Consider the following 15,343-nt stretch of genomic DNA (forward strand, 5'->3'; position numbering starts at 1 on the left):
TATTTGTTAATAATCGAAATTCTATTGTGTTATGAAAAGACTTTTAAATATTGGGTTTTCTGCAATAATATTAGGAGTAGTACTTACTTCTTGTAATGATGATGATTATGAAACAATACAATCTGTTGATAAAGTAAAAATAGATAGTGTAAGAATTACTAATGATACTATGAATGTTTTTGATATTCAGCATATTAAAACCTATTCTTCCTACCTTTCGCAATGTGAAGGTTTTTATGGCTACGACTACATACATAACGATAATTTAACCAGAACTGTGACTGCATATAAATTTCGTACTGATGCCGCTTGTGCACAGTCTACACATCAAGGCATGAATCAGATTAATTTTAATCCACAGCAGACGGGAACATATACTTTTAAATTCTGGACAGGTACCAATAGTTGGATTACAAAAACAATTGTAGTAGAATAATGAGATGGAGCGTCATTTGTCTTTTGGTCTCCATTCAGTTATTTAGTCAGAAAATAATATGGAAAGAAGACCAAAAACTAACATGGAATGATTTTAAAAGTTCTGTAAACAGGAAAAATAATAAAGATGTAGTAGCCTATACCCATTGTGGATGGGAATATTCTGTTATAACATCCTCTAATCCTTCATCCCCAGTGAAAATTGAAATTTTGACTATTTTTAATAAGGATAAGTCATGGAAGGATGTAAAGAGGATTAGTGACTATGTGCTGCTCCATGAGCAAAAGCACTTTGATATTGCTGAAATTTATGCCAGAAAGCTTCGAAAAGAAGTATTGGAAAATATTAAAACTTCCAGTGATTTCGATAAAAAATTTAAAGCTATTTATTCCCGGATTTTAAATGAATATAGAGACTTCCAGATGGCTTATGACAGAGATACACAAAATGGGATGGATAAAGAAAAACAGGCTCAATATAATACCATTATATCTGAAGCATTAGAAAACCTAAATAGCTATAAAAAGTCTTGAAATTTCTCAATAAAATTATTCACGAACTCTTAGCTCAAAATACAGATTTATCGGTATTTAATATTGTTATTCCCGGTAAACGACCTATTGTTTTCATCAGACAAATTCTTGAAGAAAATAATTATTCAGGGTTTCTGCCTAACTTTTTTACCATTGAAGAACTTATTGATAAAATAGCTGATAAACAGCCAATTCAGGGGATCTCTCTATGGTTATTTGCATTTGATGTATACAAAAGCCTTAATCTGATTCCCAACGATAGTTTTTCGGATTTCCTGAAATGGTTTCCTACTTTACAAAAAGATTGGGATGATATTTTAAAGTTTTCTGAAAGCGATGAAATCGTTTTGCAATACATGTTTGATGAAGAGAGGATTAAAGACTGGGCCCAGAATTTAGGTGAAGATGATGATGTTCCAAGAAAGAAATTTCTGAACTTCTGGAGAAATATGAATATTTTCCTTCCGGTATTAAAAAAGAAATTACAGGAAAAAAATTGGGCTACCTCAGGAATGATTCATGAAACGGCTAAAGCAAAAATAATTGATTTCGCTAAAGCTACCTCTGAACAGTTTGTTTTTTGTGGATTCAATGCCTTTACACCCGTAGAAGAAAAATTAGTTAGAGGCTTGCTGCAGTGGAATAAAGGACAGTGTTTTTTTCAGGCTGATCATTATTATTTTGATGATGAAAGGCAAGAGGCGGGAAAATTTCTCAGAAATCATAAATTATGGAAGGAGTTTAATGATAGTCGCGCCTTCCAGTGGATTGAAGATGATTTCAATCAACCAAAAAATATAAAAGTATACGAGGTTTCCGGGAATGTAACTCAAACTAAAATATTGCCTGAAATCTTTAATGAAATAGATAATAAAACCTATTCAAATACAGCACTCGTTTTATTGGATGAAAATTTGCTTCCTGCAAGTTTAGATGTAATGCATGGGATTGATAACCTAAATATTACGATGGGTTTTCCTCTGAAGAATTTATCTTTTTCAAATGCCATAAAACAATTATTTTATCTGCAGAAGCAATTAGAAAAGAATAAATCTTCTTACTATTACAGAGATTTATTTCCTATCCTCGAAGAACTTCCGAAGTCAGCTGAAGATCAAGAGGTTATCAATCGATTTAAGTCTAAAATAGAAGAGCGTAATATTGTTTATATATCCAAAAAGTTGCTTTATGAACTTTTAAATGATCTGTCTTATTTTCATCTGCTTCAAAAAGCTGACTCTACAAGCATCTACCTCGATATGCTTATCGCGTTCTGTCAGCAGATCAAGTGGCTGGAAATAGATGATATTCAGTACGAAAATATCTCGCATTTTGAAAGTGCTTTTAAGATTATTAAAAATCAGGTTACTCCCTATGATTTTGAGATCAAGATGGAAACTCTGGAAATTCTTATCAATCAGCATATTAATTCTGAGAGTATTGACTTTCAGGGTGAGCCATTGAGGGGATTGCAAATTATGGGACTTTTGGAAACCAGGCTTTTAAACTTTGAAAATGTGATCCTGTTATCCGTAAATGAAGGGAAGCTGCCATTAGGAAACTCACAAAATACCTATATTCCTTTTGATATAAGGAAATTCTTCGATTTACATACTTTTCTGGAAAATGACAGTATTTATGCGTACCATTTCTATCGATTGATCCAGGATTCCCAGAATGTTCATCTGCTTTTTAACGCTTTAAGTTCAGGCGTAAACAGCGGTGAGAAAAGTAGATTTATTACCCAGATAGAAATGGAGAGTTCTCATATTATTGAACACCTGATTATCGAGAATTCTTCTGAGCCTATTATAACACAACCTATTGAAATTTTCAAGACTGATATTGTTCTGGAAAGACTTGAAAAATGGAAAGAAAAAGTTTCAGCTTCACACCTTACGAGCTATCTTTATAATCCCATTGATTTTTACTTATCAAAGATTTTAAATACGTCTGAAGCAGATGAAATTGAAGAGGAATTATCTGTGAAAAATTATGGAAATCTTGTTCATTATTCACTTCAAGAAGTATATGAAGTATTAAAAGGTAAAGTTTTAAAGGAAAATGATTTAAAGGATTCAATTAAAGCAATAGATTACTATATTAATGTTGCTATTGAAAAGCTAAAACATCAGCCGGAGTTTTATGAGAAAGGGATGAATTTTATTCATCGGGCAATTGCGAAAAAGGTAATTGAAAATATTTTAAATCATGATCTTGATCTTGTAAAAAGAGGAAATAAACTGGAGATCATTGCCATTGAAAGGAGGTTTGAAAATGTTGATTTTTATCTTGACGAAGCTGCTAAAGACAGGATCTCTTTTTTTGGTTTTATAGACCGCATAGACCGTCTGAATGGTACAGTAAGAATCATTGATTACAAAACGGCAAAAATAAAGAATCTTGTTGTAAAAATAGACGCTGATAATGTAGATGGATATTTCCATAATAGTGATAGGAAACAGGCACTTCAGCTTTGCATCTATCAATACGTTATTCAAAGTCTTCCGGAATTCTGGGGGCTTCCCGTGGAAACTGGAATCTGGAGTTTTGCAGAAGCTAAAAAAGGTGTTGTTTCTCTTCAGTTTGAAAAAGGAAGTATTAATGAAGCAATGCAGTCTGTTCGAAGCCTTATCCTTGAAATTTTAAATCCAGATATTAGTTTTATTGAAAACATTAAGTCTTTTGTAAGCTAATAATTATGGGAAGCCATCTCGTACGTAGTAGAAATTTTATAACTTTAGTATTGGTGGCTGAAACTCTTGAAGCTATCATAAAAAAGGTTGTCCTTGCTATAAGACAACCTTCCAATTAATATAATTGATATGAAGAAAGTTATTGTTATAATTTTACTTTTTTATTAATTATTTTTCCATCGCTTAGTATGACTTGTGTTACATAAATTCCTGATTCTAAAGGTTTAGATTCAAAATTAGAGGCGTTAATTTCTTGTTTTTGTATCAAAGCTCCGGAAATGGAATAGATATCTATAGTTTTAATATTATCCTTTGACTTCACTTTAACCTGGTTGTTTTGAGTAAATATATCTACGTTGTTCTCTGAACCATTATTAATTTCAATACTTCTATTAAACTGTAGATTATAAAATTCAGTAACGATTTCAAATGTATGGGTTTGGTTTCCAATGTTATTTAAATTAATTCCACCTTCTTTTATATATTCCTTTTGTGATATAGTTTTAACCAGATTTTTATTTTCATCAAATATATTGATGGATAACAATTCATCCTGATTAACTTTTAAGCTTAAAATATTGTTGTTTTCTGAAGCAATAATCTCATTTTCTGCAATAAGAGTTGGGGTGTTTTTAATATAAGGAATAAGCTTGTTTTCATTATTCTGTAAAACTTTCAACAAATAAACACCATCTTTTAAAGAACTCAAATTGTTACTGGCTACTGACCTGGTGGCTGTATCTTCTTTATTAAAATCTTTTATTTCAACGAGTTGCATAGAACCCAGATTTGGTTTTATTTGAGATGAATAAAGAGAAGTAATTTTAGGTTGTTCGTTTGTGGATTGTTTTGAGGTCAACATTGCCCATTCATTCAGTAAACCACCGCTTCGCAGGGTATTAAATTTAGCATTAGATGCTAAAACAAAAGGAACTATACCACCAATATGCCCAAGAGGCCCCCAGTAAAAAGATTGTAGCTTGAATTTATCTAAATTCCACCATGGATAATATGCCCTTTGTACATCAATCGTTTTCGAAGTGTTTTCCGGTGGAATAGCCAGATCCACTGTGGAATGACCCAATGTCATTGGGGTCTTATTGTACCAATCATACACATCATTTGATTTTAAACAAAGTCTGAGTTTATTACTGGTATTATTGGTTACATCGCTAATAAAATTATTGGTCAAAAGCTTTCTCCAGATAAGAGGTCCCCATAGTAATCCGCCATTATCCTGTAGAACATGATAATTGTATTTATCCATATACTCTGCAGAAATAACCTCTGAAATATTATTGTTGTACGTTTTGTAACCTGTATTGTTACAGGTATTGATTACATTGGCAAGGAAAGAAGTAAATGGATAAACGTCTTTTTCCAAAACTCCTTTTTGAAGGGTAACTCCTGAAAAATCATACGGACCATCACCCATGTAAGCATATTTGAATTTCAATTGTGTGGGATTGGAAATATTTAATTTTTTGAGTGTGGACATGGCTGCGTGAGCACCTTGGGAATAACCTGTTAAAAAGTATTCATCATATCTTTTTATCCCTAACTGTGCGATAACTGTGTTAGCGGCAGTAATAAAATCGATAGTTGCGCCAGATTCTGTAGGGTAGTGTACATAAGGATGAACTCCATCGCCACCACCCATCCCCACATAATCAGGTGCCATCAGGATATAGCCGTTCAATACATAGGATAATTCAACAACAAACCCGGCATATAAGACACCTTTTAAATTAGAGGGAACATTACTTCTGCTGTCTGTTGTTCCATGATCAGAAACTACCGTTGACAGTTTGTAATTGACATTAGGATACATAATAAGCCCTGTTGCTTTAACCAGTGTATTATTTTCATTTTTAGTATAATACGTTATCTTATATGCTTTTATACCAACATTAAAGCCATTTAGATAATTAACAAAATCAGGAGTATTCTGGTCTCCCAGATTGTTAGATATGAAATTGATAACACCTTGCGGAGTTAAATCGAGCTTTTGCTCAAAATTTACAACATCTCCTGCCTGCTGGGAAAAGTAAAAAGGCGCAGAGAGGCCAAGTAAAAAAAGAGTAATTTTTTTCATAATGGTAATTTTTTGTGGAGTTAAGATAGAATTTTTTAATATTAAATTCACTCTATTGAGATATTAATAATTATTCAATGAATAGTACTCTATTGATTTAACGCAAAATAAAAGCGTCTGGTCAACTGACCAGACGCTTTGTATATTTATCTGCTTATGGATTAGAATGCGTTGATACCAGTAATATCCATACCTGTAATTAACAAATGAACATCATGTGTTCCTTCATACGTAATTACAGATTCTAGATTAGCGGCATGTCTCATCATCGGGAATTCACCCATGATTCCCATTCCACCAAGGATCTGGCGGGATTCTCTTGCAATATCAATTGCCATTTTTACATTGTTTCTTTTTGCCATTGAAATTTGAGCCGGAGTAGCTTTATGATCATTTTTAAGACTTCCTAGCTGAAGACAAAGCAACTGAGCTTTGGTAATTTCAGTTAAAAATTCTGCTAATTTTTTCTGTTGCAACTGATAAGAACCAATTGGATTTCCAAACTGCTTTCTTTCTTTAGAGTATTGAACAGCAGTACAGTAACAATCAATAGCGGCTCCAATTACTCCCCACGAAATTCCGTATCTGGCAGAATTAAGGCAAGAAAGAGGTCCTTTCAATCCAGTAACTCCCGGAAGAAGATTCTCTTTTGGAACTTTTACATTATTAAATACCAATTCTCCTGTTTTAGAAGCTCTTAAGCTCCATTTGTTATGAGTTTCAGGAGTGGTAAACCCTTCCATTCCCCTTTCAACAATCAGTCCTTGTATTTTTCCTTCTTCATTTTTTCCCCAAACAACAGCAATATCACATAAAGGAGAATTTGTGATCCACATTTTTGCACCATTTAAAAGATAATGATCGCCCATGTCTTTAAAATAAGTCTCCATAGAGCTTGGATCAGAACCATGGTTAGGCTCCGTTAATCCAAAAGATCCGATCATTTCTCCGGAAGCTAATTGCGGAAGATATTTCTTTTTTTGCTCCTCAGATCCGAATTCATTAATAGGAAACATAACCAAAGAACTTTGTACAGAAGCTGCAGAACGTACAGCAGAATCTCCTCTTTCCAGTTCCTGCATAATAAGACCATAAGAGATCTGATCCAATCCTGAACCACCATATTCTACCGGAATATAAGGACCAAGAGCTCCGATTTTCCCTAATTCTTTCATTAAACCAGGTAAATCCGTATGATTTTGTGCAGCATGATCTATTTGAGGCATTACAAAACTTTCAACCCAATCTCTTACAGATTGGCGAATTAGCTTGTGTTCTTCGGTAAGTAAGGCATCAATTCCGTAATAGTCAGGAATACTTGTAAGAGGATAATATGACATTTTTATAATTTTCCTAAAAATAGCACTTTTCGTGATTTCAGAAAAATTTTTTTGCCTGCCTTTTTAAATAATATTTTTTTTGATGTATAAAGCTGATATGGAGAATTAAGCTATCTTTTTTATGGATAGAATATAAAGATCACTTTATGAGGATTTGGTATTACAGTTCTTCTTCCTCCTCATTGGATATTGGGTAATGATTCGCCGAATTATGAATTTTATTTTTGAATTTATAGAGGTAAGGCGCTTTGTTCGCAGATCCATCATACAACTTTTCCAGTCTTTCGAGGATATTTAAGCTTAAAATTTTTCGCTGAAAATTATTTCTTCTGAATTTCTGACCTAAAATTGTTTCATATAAGGATTGCAGATCCTTCATCGTGAATTTTATAGGAAGTAAATTACTGGCAGCTACTTCCGTATTAATATTCATTCGAAGATACTCTAATCCGGTTTCTATAACTTTATCATGATCAAAAGCTGTTTTTGGCAGATTATTCACTTCAAACCACTCACAGGTTTCATTGAAAGCATCGGGAAAAGTATTTGCAATAGAAAAATCAATAAGGCTGCAATAGCCTACCGTCACAAATCGCTGAAAGATCCAGTGGTTTTTAGGAACTTCTATTCCTTTGTTTTTAAGTAATATCTGATGTACATTGTTTTCTGTACGGTCTATTCTTCCAAATGTATGAAATTGTTTAAGGAAAATATCTTTAAGGTGTGTTCTTTCATACAGGACACGCGCAGCAGCTTCTCTAAGGTCTTCATCATTAAAGACAAATCCCCCGGGAAGTGACCAAAGATCTAAATCATGGTATTTTAATAATAAAACCTTCAGTATATTATTGTGAAAACCAAATATCGTGCAGTCCACTGAAAGATGGGCTACAAAGTCTTTGGTGTCTATAAGTTCCTGAAGTGTTTCTTTGTTTTTTGAATCCTTGATTTCCATGGGAGTAAAAATAAAATTATTTTCAATATGTTTTTTTAATAAGCTTAAAATAAATTAAACTTATTGAAAAAAGGACAGTTACAATAAATAAGATGTATAATGGGTAATATCTTAGTAATTGATTTTCAAATAGTAGTGAGATAATAATTGAACTTACTGAACTTCCCAACGACGAAAAAATAACGATCAGGGAGGTAAAAAGGTTTGTTTTTTCTTTATCAATCTGTACAATCATCTTGGAATTAATAACCGGATAGAGTGGTGACAAGAAGAAACCAATGATCGGGAATAAAAATAAAATGGCTTTTGAATCCTCCGATTCAAAATATTGGATTCCCAGAATAATACCTAATACGAGAATAATAGCCGATAAGCAGTATACATAATATTTTGAAAGTGGAAACCTATGAATAATGTGGGCTGTTATCGTTCTTCCTACATATGAAAAAAGGGCTAAGAAAGATGAAGCCTGCAAGGCGAAAAAGGAGTTAACTTTTAAATGGTTTTTATAAAATGACGGTAACCAGGAATTGAAACTCTGTTCAACAAACACAATGGAAAAAACAACAGCCAGAAATATGATAATTGATGGATTGACAAATCCCGACAAATCTGAAAGAAGATCTTTCTTTTGATCAGTCTTTTTGGGTTCAGCTATTTCCAATCTTGAAAACAGGAATATTGTAATTAAAGAAAGAACTGAAATTGCAATAAATCCAAATTTCCAATATTCTGAGTATTTACTGGAAATTAACCATCCGAAAATGGTATTGACCACAAAAATTCCAATCATAAAAGAGGCTTCTACATTACTCATGGTCTTGGTAAGGGATTTTTCATCTGATATATTATTCCGGATAATTCCGAAAACGCATATTTTCCCTATAGCGAAACAAGTCCCAATAATAGCAAACCAAAGCTTATAAAACCAAAATACTTTTACAAAAGGGAGGATAGATGAACAAATCCCAACAATTATTAATGCAAAAATTAATGCCTTTTTTGTCCCAATCCGACCAATAAAATTAACCGCAAAAAGAGATATAAATGCAATAGGTAAATCTTTGAAAGATTCTAAAAGTCCGAGTTTTTCATAGGTGATATTTGCCTCCGAAAGTTGCAATATTACAATGCCCATGCAGTTTAGAACCATGGAAAAAATTAAGAAGGTCAGTTTTAATGGAAGTGAAATATTACGAAGCTTACTCGACATTTTGGGGATTGATTTTATTAATTTTTTATGAGTTTTTATGAAATTTTAGTCAAAAAAAAGGGCTTTCAACCCCCAAAAATAAAAGAAATATTAAAATATTTATTAATATAATGTTAACTATTTAAAAAAAAATATATTTTTATTGTCTCAAAATGAGAATTAAAAAACTAACTGTATATGAATATTAGAATATCAAGAGGTTTGGGAATGGTTGCTGTACTTTATTTTACAGCTAATTTCAGTGCCCAAAAAACAGCCAATGATACTCTTCCAAAAGAACAAAAAATTGAGGAAGTGGTAATGATTGGTTATGGTACTCAGAAAAAGAGTAATGTGACTGGAGCAATATCAAGCATCAAGGCATCTGATATTGAAAATTCTCCTACTGCGGGAAGACCTGAGCAAATTATGCAGGGTCGAGCTGCTGGTATCAGTGTAATATCAAATTCGGGGCAACCTGGGACTGCAGCTACTGTGAGGGTGCGTGGTATTACCAGTTTTGGTGCCGGAAGTAATGATCCTTTATGGGTAGTCGATGGAATCGTAGTTGATAACATTGGTTGGTTGAATCAGTCTGACATTGAAGGAATGGAGATTCTTAAAGATGGTGCTTCGGCAGCAATTTATGGAGTTTCTGCAGCAAAAGGTGTTATTTTGATTACGACTAAAAAAGGGACGAAAGGAAGGTTAAATCTTTCATACAATGGTTTCTTTGGAGTTGGAAGTGCCGCAAAAAAGCTTGATCTTTTAAATGGATCGGAGTACGCTACAATTATGAATGAGGCATATACCAATGAAGGTAAAACACCAGTATTGGGAAATCCTGCATCTTATGGAGTAGGTACGGATTGGCAAAAACAAATTTTCAATAGTGCACAACGTCAATCTCATGAATTCAGCATCAATGGGGGAAGTGATAAGTCTACTTATTATGCTTCTTTCGGATATTATGATCAACAAGGTATTGTATTGAGAGACATTTCTAATTATAAAAGAGTTAATGCCAGATTAAATTCAACACATAAAGTATTTGATTTCTTAACGGTAGGACAAACTTTTGCTTATACGCATACAAAATCTCAAGGGGTTACTGATAACGGAGAATTCGGAGGCCCGTTAAGTTCTGCTATCAATCTGGATCCATTGACCCCTGTTATAGTAACCAATGGTATTGCTAATCAACCTAATGCAAATGATTATATTAATAACCCTAATTATGTAAGAGATCCAAATGGGAATCCCTATGGACTTTCACGTTTTGTAAGTAAAGAAATGACAAATCCACTGGCTTTCAGACAAGTTCAGTTGGGTAGATATAAATGGTCAGATGATCTTATAGCAAATGTATTTGCTGAATTGAAAATTAATAAAAATATCAGTTTTAAATCTAGTATAAACGGAAAGCTTTCCTACTGGGGAAATCAGGCCTTTACTCCTACTAACTATTTGAGTACAGCAAATAAAAATGATTTTAATAGTTTATTCAGACAAACTGATAAAAAATTTGAATGGAGTACTGAAAATACCGCTACTTATCAAAATAAGTTTGGACTGCATAACCTAAATGTTTTATTAGGACAGGGGTACTATGAGTATAATATTTCTTCAGGCCAAAGTACTACATTTACAAACTTACCAGTTAATAACTGGGAAGATGCATCTTTTAATTTCGATATTTCTCCGGAAAATAAAAAAGGTGATGCATGGGATGGAAAACAAACTCACAAAGCTTCTTACTTTGCCAGAGTAGTATACGATTATGATAACCGATACTTATTTACAGGAACAATTCGTAGAGATGGTTCTTCCAAATTTGGAAGTAATAACCATTGGGGAAACTTTCCAGCAATGTCTTTGGGTTGGAATGTTTCAAATGAAAGTTTCTGGCCGCAAAATAATATTATAAGCAGCGTTAAGTTAAGAGGTGGATATGGTGTATTAGGAAATGATGGTATTACAGAATTTCAGTTTGCCAACTTTTTAACTGCAGGAAGTAATTATACTTTTGGAGATAATATAATCCGTGTTGGATATGCACCAAGCACACTAGAAAATCCCGATCTTAAATGGGAAAGAACATCACAGTTCAATATCGCCGCAGACCTTAAGATTCTCAAGAACTTTGATTTAAGTGTTGATGTTTATAGAAAGAAAAGTACAGATATCTTAAGACAAGTCGAAGTTCCTGGTTATTTAGGATTGATTAATAACCCGTGGAGAAATATTGGAGATATGAACAATGATGGAATTGAAATAAGTTTAGGTTATAAAAAGAATTGGGGTGACTTTGGGTTTTCTGCAAATGGTAATGTTGCTTATTTAAAAAATGAAATTACAAGATTAGAAGGTAATAAACCATATGTGAATTTTGCTTCTTACCAAACTTTGGGTACCGTATCGAGATTGCAAGTTGGTGAATCATATGGCTCTTTTTATGGTTTCCAAAATATGGGAATTTTCCAGAATCAAGCTGAAATTGATGCGTATAGAAATACAAATGGAGGGCTAATTCAACCCAATGCTAAACCTGGAGATTTTAAACGATTAGATGCTAATGGTGATGGGAAAATTGATGAGAAGGATTTTGTGAATTTAGGGAATTCAGTACCAAAATATACATTTGGTTTAACATTGAACATGAATTACAAAAACTTTGATTTGATGGTATTCGCACAGGGACAGGCAGGAAATAAAATTTTCCAGGGGCTAAGAAGATTGGATATTCAGGAAGCGAATTACCAGACTTCTATTTTAGACCGTTGGACTGGTGAAGGGACATCAAATACTGTAGCAAGGGTTACAAGAGATGATCTTAATCAGAATTATACCAGAATGTCTGATTACTATCTTCAAAAAGGAGACTATTTACGTATAAAATTGGTACAGGTAGGATATACACTTCCAAAAAATATTTCTGAAACTATAGGAGCAAGCAAAGTAAGATTTTATGTTACAGCAGAGAACTTAGTTACTTTTACAAAATATACTGGTTATGATCCTGAAATTGCAGGAGCAGATACTTTTGGTATAGACAGAGCTTTCTATCCCCAAGCAAGAACTTTCCTTTTCGGTGCTAATGTTCAATTTTAATTAAAGAAAAAATGAAAAATAAAAGATTAATATATAAAAGTTTATCTGTTTTATTATTAGCAGGTATTAGTTTTGGAGCTGTATCTTGTGATAAAGGTGATCTTGAGAATGTAAAGAATACAGGTACTTTTGATGCAAGTAATTACTTTCAAAATGAAGAACAGTCTTTTACAGGATTGGTAGCAACATACGATATGTTGAGAAAATATTCTGGAGGATTTGAAAATATGGTAACCTTCTTTAATGGTGCTTCTGATGATTTCTATTCAGGAGGTGGAAATTCTTCAGATGGTGCAGGAATCCAGGGGTTCTCAAATTATACCATTAATCCGATTATCATGCCTGCTAGTTACTGGAAAAATTACTATCAGGGAATTGCAAGTGCAAATCTTCTATTAGAAAGAATCCCTAATGCAAATATGAATGAACAGACAAGAAAGAGATTTATTGCTGAAGCTAAAGTTTTAAGGTCACTGTATTATTTTGAATTGTTAAAAATGTTCAAAAATATTCCGCTTATTTTAAAGCCTGTTTTAGCTACAGATGATTATTACAATATTCCACAAGAAGATCCGGCAAAAGTATATACCCAAATAGAAGGTGATATTGTTTCTGCACTTCCAGATCTTATGATGGTAGCTTCTGGAGCATCTGAAAAAGGAAGAATTACGCAAGGTACTGCTCATGCTATTTTAGGAAAGATTTATCTATATGATAAAAAGAATACCGAAGCTGCTGCTCAGTTTGAAATGGTGAACGGTACACCAGGGCAAACGAGCCAGTATGGTTATAAGTTAGTTAGTAACTTTGCAGATCTGTGGAAAGTAGATAATAAATTTACCACAGAGTCCATTCTTGAAGTAATGCATACTAATAAAAGTAATGCGGATTGGCCATTTTGGGGTTCCGGAAAAGATGAAGGAAATTCAATTAATGTGATGCTTGGTATTATATCTTATGGCCGTACGACAGTACCTAATAATGACGCGCCCGATATTTATGCAAGTTGGGGCTTTAATCCAATGACGGATGATCTTTTTAATTTCATGCAGGGAGATCCTCGTTTAGACGCTACAGTACTTAATTGTAAAAAATTAAAACAAGAAGGTAAGATTACTTATTCTCCAGGCTTTAAAGACACTGGATATTTCTTAAACAAATATGCACCAAGAAATGCAGATAAAAGTAATTTGCCAGGTCCTACTGAATTAAACTTCCGTCAAAACTATATTGCCATCAGATTAGCTGATACCTACTTGATGGAAGCAGAAGCACTAGGTGGTGCGGGAGCAAGAGCTCAGGCATTACTGGATGCGGTAAGATCGAGAGTAGGATTAGGTTCAGTTCCGGTTTCTATGCAGGCGATTAAAGATGAAAGAAGAAGAGAATTGGCAGGAGAAGGTCACAGATGGTTTGACCTGGTAAGATGGGGCGATGCTCCGGCTAAATTAGGGGCAAGAGGATTTGTAGCAGGTAAGAATGAAATTTTACCAATTCCTTTCAACGAATTAGTAAATACTGCTTTAAAACAAAACCCTGGCTATTAAAAATGAAGTTTCACAGTTTATATAGTTTCTTTTTTAGAAGTATCGCACCACTTTGTGGTGTGGTACTTTTATCTTTATCAGCGTGTAAGTCGAGTTCAGCAAATAATAGGAACGAAGTTCAGGTATGGCTTACCAAAGGTGATGAGAGCATAAAATTACAGCAGCAACCTTCAATCAATTTTACGAACAATCCTGATAACGGTCAGAATATTGAAATTGACGATACTCAAAAGTTTCAATATATTGATGGTTTCGGATATACATTGACAGGGGGAAGTGTGGAAGTAATTAACAGACTTTCAGAAGCAAAAAGAAAAGCTTTATTAAATGAACTTTTTGGAAATAATACAAACTCAATTTCTGTCAGCTACCTTAGATTAAGTGTAGGAGCCTCTGATCTTGATGGTGAGGTATTTTCTTATGATGACCTACCTGAAGGAAAAACAGATATTTCACTGGAATATTTCAGTTTAGCAAGAGATAAAGATCTGATTGCTATGTTAAAAGAGATTTTAGCGATCAATCCGAAGATTAAGATTATTTCTGCTCCATGGTCAGCTCCGGTTTGGATGAAAGATAATGGAAAGTCAAAAGGAGGAAGTCTAAAACCTGAATATTACGGGGTATATGCGAATTATTTTGTGAAATATATTCAGGGAATGAAAAAAGAGGGTATTAATATTGATGCTATTACACCTCAGAATGAACCGCTGCATCCGGGAAATAATCCAAGTTTGTATATGGCCTCTGATCAGCAAAAAGATTTTATTAAAAATCATTTAGGTCCGGTTTTCCAATCTAATGGGATTAAAACTAAAATTGTCGTATATGATCACAATTGTAACAAACCAGAATATGCTACCAATATTTTAAGCGATCCTGAAGCTTATAAATATGTTGATGGTTCTGCATTTCATTTATATGAAGGAGACATTTCTGCATTAAGTACCGTTCATAATGCGTATCCAAATAAAAATCTTTATTTTACAGAGCAGTGGACAGGAGCTAAAAGCAACTTTAATGAAGATCTTAATTGGCATACTAAAAATGTGATCATTGGTTCCATGAGAAATTGGAGTAAAATAGCTTTAGAATGGAATCTGGCTAATGATCCACAGTATAAACCTCATACTGATGGTGGTTGTACGGAGTGCAAAGGAGCGATTACTATTTCTGACAAGGAAAATTTTACCAGAAATGTTTCTTATTATATTGTTGCACATGCAGCAAAATTTATTCCTGCTAACTCGCAGCGAATTGGTTCTTCTCAAACAAACAATCTATCTTCTGTAGCTTTTAAAACTCCAAAGGGAAAAACTGTTTTAATAGTACAGAACAACAGTAAAACGGAAGAGGTCTTTACTCTTAAGTATAACCAGAAAACAGCTCCTGTAAGTATATCAGGAAATTCTGTAGCAACCTATATTTTCTAATTAAT

10 protein-coding genes are annotated in these 15,343 nt (G+C 33.4%); 6 read left to right on the top strand and 4 right to left on the bottom strand.

All coding sequences use genetic code 11. The annotated features are described in order from the left end of the window. Positions 1-31 precede the first annotated feature (31 nt). From NG806_RS03660 to NG806_RS03670, 3 genes are read left to right on the top strand one after another with little or no spacing between them, the layout of a single operon-like run. The gene (locus NG806_RS03660) at positions 32-436 is read left to right on the top strand and encodes a hypothetical protein (RefSeq protein ID WP_214825581.1); all 405 of its coding nucleotides are present in this window, start codon (positions 32-34) and stop codon (positions 434-436) included. Next, the gene (locus NG806_RS03665) at positions 436-969 is read left to right on the top strand and encodes a DUF922 domain-containing protein (protein WP_214825579.1); all 534 of its coding nucleotides are present in this window, start codon (positions 436-438) and stop codon (positions 967-969) included. The genes NG806_RS03660 and NG806_RS03665 overlap by 1 nt, the downstream gene beginning before the upstream one ends. Beyond that, entirely contained in the window at positions 966-3,665 is a 2,700-nt protein-coding gene (locus NG806_RS03670) for a PD-(D/E)XK nuclease family protein (protein ID WP_261512011.1), read from the top strand. Before NG806_RS03665 ends, NG806_RS03670 begins: the two co-directional genes overlap by 4 nt. 145 nt (positions 3,666-3,810) lie before the next feature. On the opposite strand, the gene NG806_RS03675 is transcribed toward NG806_RS03670, so the two are convergent. From NG806_RS03675 to NG806_RS03690, 4 genes are all read right to left on the bottom strand, one after another. Next, positions 3,811-5,760: a T9SS type A sorting domain-containing protein gene (locus tag NG806_RS03675; protein WP_261512012.1), complete on the bottom strand. Its 1,950-nt coding sequence runs from the start codon at positions 5,758-5,760 to the stop codon at positions 3,811-3,813. A gap of 161 nt (positions 5,761-5,921) precedes the next feature. Then, positions 5,922-7,100: an acyl-CoA dehydrogenase family protein gene (locus tag NG806_RS03680; protein ID WP_214825573.1), complete on the bottom strand. Its 1,179-nt coding sequence runs from the start codon at positions 7,098-7,100 to the stop codon at positions 5,922-5,924. Between the two features lie 160 nt (positions 7,101-7,260). Then, positions 7,261-8,055 carry an NUDIX hydrolase gene (locus NG806_RS03685; protein ID WP_214825570.1) on the bottom strand — a complete coding sequence of 265 codons (795 nt, stop codon included), beginning with the start codon at positions 8,053-8,055 and terminating at the stop codon, positions 7,261-7,263. 22 nt (positions 8,056-8,077) lie between these two features. Next, a complete protein-coding gene (locus tag NG806_RS03690; protein ID WP_261512014.1) occupies positions 8,078-9,268 on the bottom strand; it encodes an MFS transporter in 1,191 nt (396 codons plus the stop codon). Positions 9,269-9,445: 177 nt separating this feature from the next. Between NG806_RS03690 and NG806_RS03695 the strand changes: the two genes are divergently transcribed. Genes NG806_RS03695 through NG806_RS03705 form a run of 3 tightly spaced genes read left to right on the top strand, consistent with a single transcriptional unit; the run spans position 9,446 to position 15,338 of the window. Further along, positions 9,446-12,358 (top strand): SusC/RagA family TonB-linked outer membrane protein, encoded by a 2,913-nt coding sequence (locus NG806_RS03695; protein ID WP_214825566.1) that lies wholly within the window; start codon positions 9,446-9,448, stop codon positions 12,356-12,358. Positions 12,359-12,369: 11 nt separating this feature from the next. Continuing rightward, positions 12,370-13,905, top strand: coding sequence for a RagB/SusD family nutrient uptake outer membrane protein (locus NG806_RS03700; protein ID WP_214825564.1), 1,536 nt, complete (start codon positions 12,370-12,372; stop codon positions 13,903-13,905). Positions 13,906-13,907: 2 nt separating this feature from the next. Further along, the gene (locus tag NG806_RS03705) at positions 13,908-15,338 is read left to right on the top strand and encodes a glycoside hydrolase family 30 protein (protein WP_261512015.1); all 1,431 of its coding nucleotides are present in this window, start codon (positions 13,908-13,910) and stop codon (positions 15,336-15,338) included. Positions 15,339-15,343: the final 5 nt, after the last annotated feature.

Source organism: Chryseobacterium paludis, from assembly GCF_025403485.1.
Lineage (GTDB): Bacteria > Bacteroidota > Bacteroidia > Flavobacteriales > Weeksellaceae > Chryseobacterium > Chryseobacterium paludis.

Coding starts and splice junctions, on each gene's coding strand:
- NG806_RS03665 (WP_214825579.1), top strand. CDS start 436: ATGAGATGGAGCGTCATTTGTCTTTTGGTCTCCATTCAGTTATTTAGT.
- NG806_RS03695 (WP_214825566.1), top strand. CDS start 9,446: ATGAATATTAGAATATCAAGAGGTTTGGGAATGGTTGCTGTACTTTAT.
- NG806_RS03680 (WP_214825573.1), bottom strand. CDS start 7,100: ATGTCATATTATCCTCTTACAAGTATTCCTGACTATTACGGAATTGAT.
- NG806_RS03675 (WP_261512012.1), bottom strand. CDS start 5,760: ATGAAAAAAATTACTCTTTTTTTACTTGGCCTCTCTGCGCCTTTTTAC.
- NG806_RS03660 (WP_214825581.1), top strand. CDS start 32: ATGAAAAGACTTTTAAATATTGGGTTTTCTGCAATAATATTAGGAGTA.
- NG806_RS03700 (WP_214825564.1), top strand. CDS start 12,370: ATGAAAAATAAAAGATTAATATATAAAAGTTTATCTGTTTTATTATTA.
- NG806_RS03705 (WP_261512015.1), top strand. CDS start 13,908: ATGAAGTTTCACAGTTTATATAGTTTCTTTTTTAGAAGTATCGCACCA.
- NG806_RS03685 (WP_214825570.1), bottom strand. CDS start 8,055: ATGGAAATCAAGGATTCAAAAAACAAAGAAACACTTCAGGAACTTATA.
- NG806_RS03690 (WP_261512014.1), bottom strand. CDS start 9,268: ATGTCGAGTAAGCTTCGTAATATTTCACTTCCATTAAAACTGACCTTC.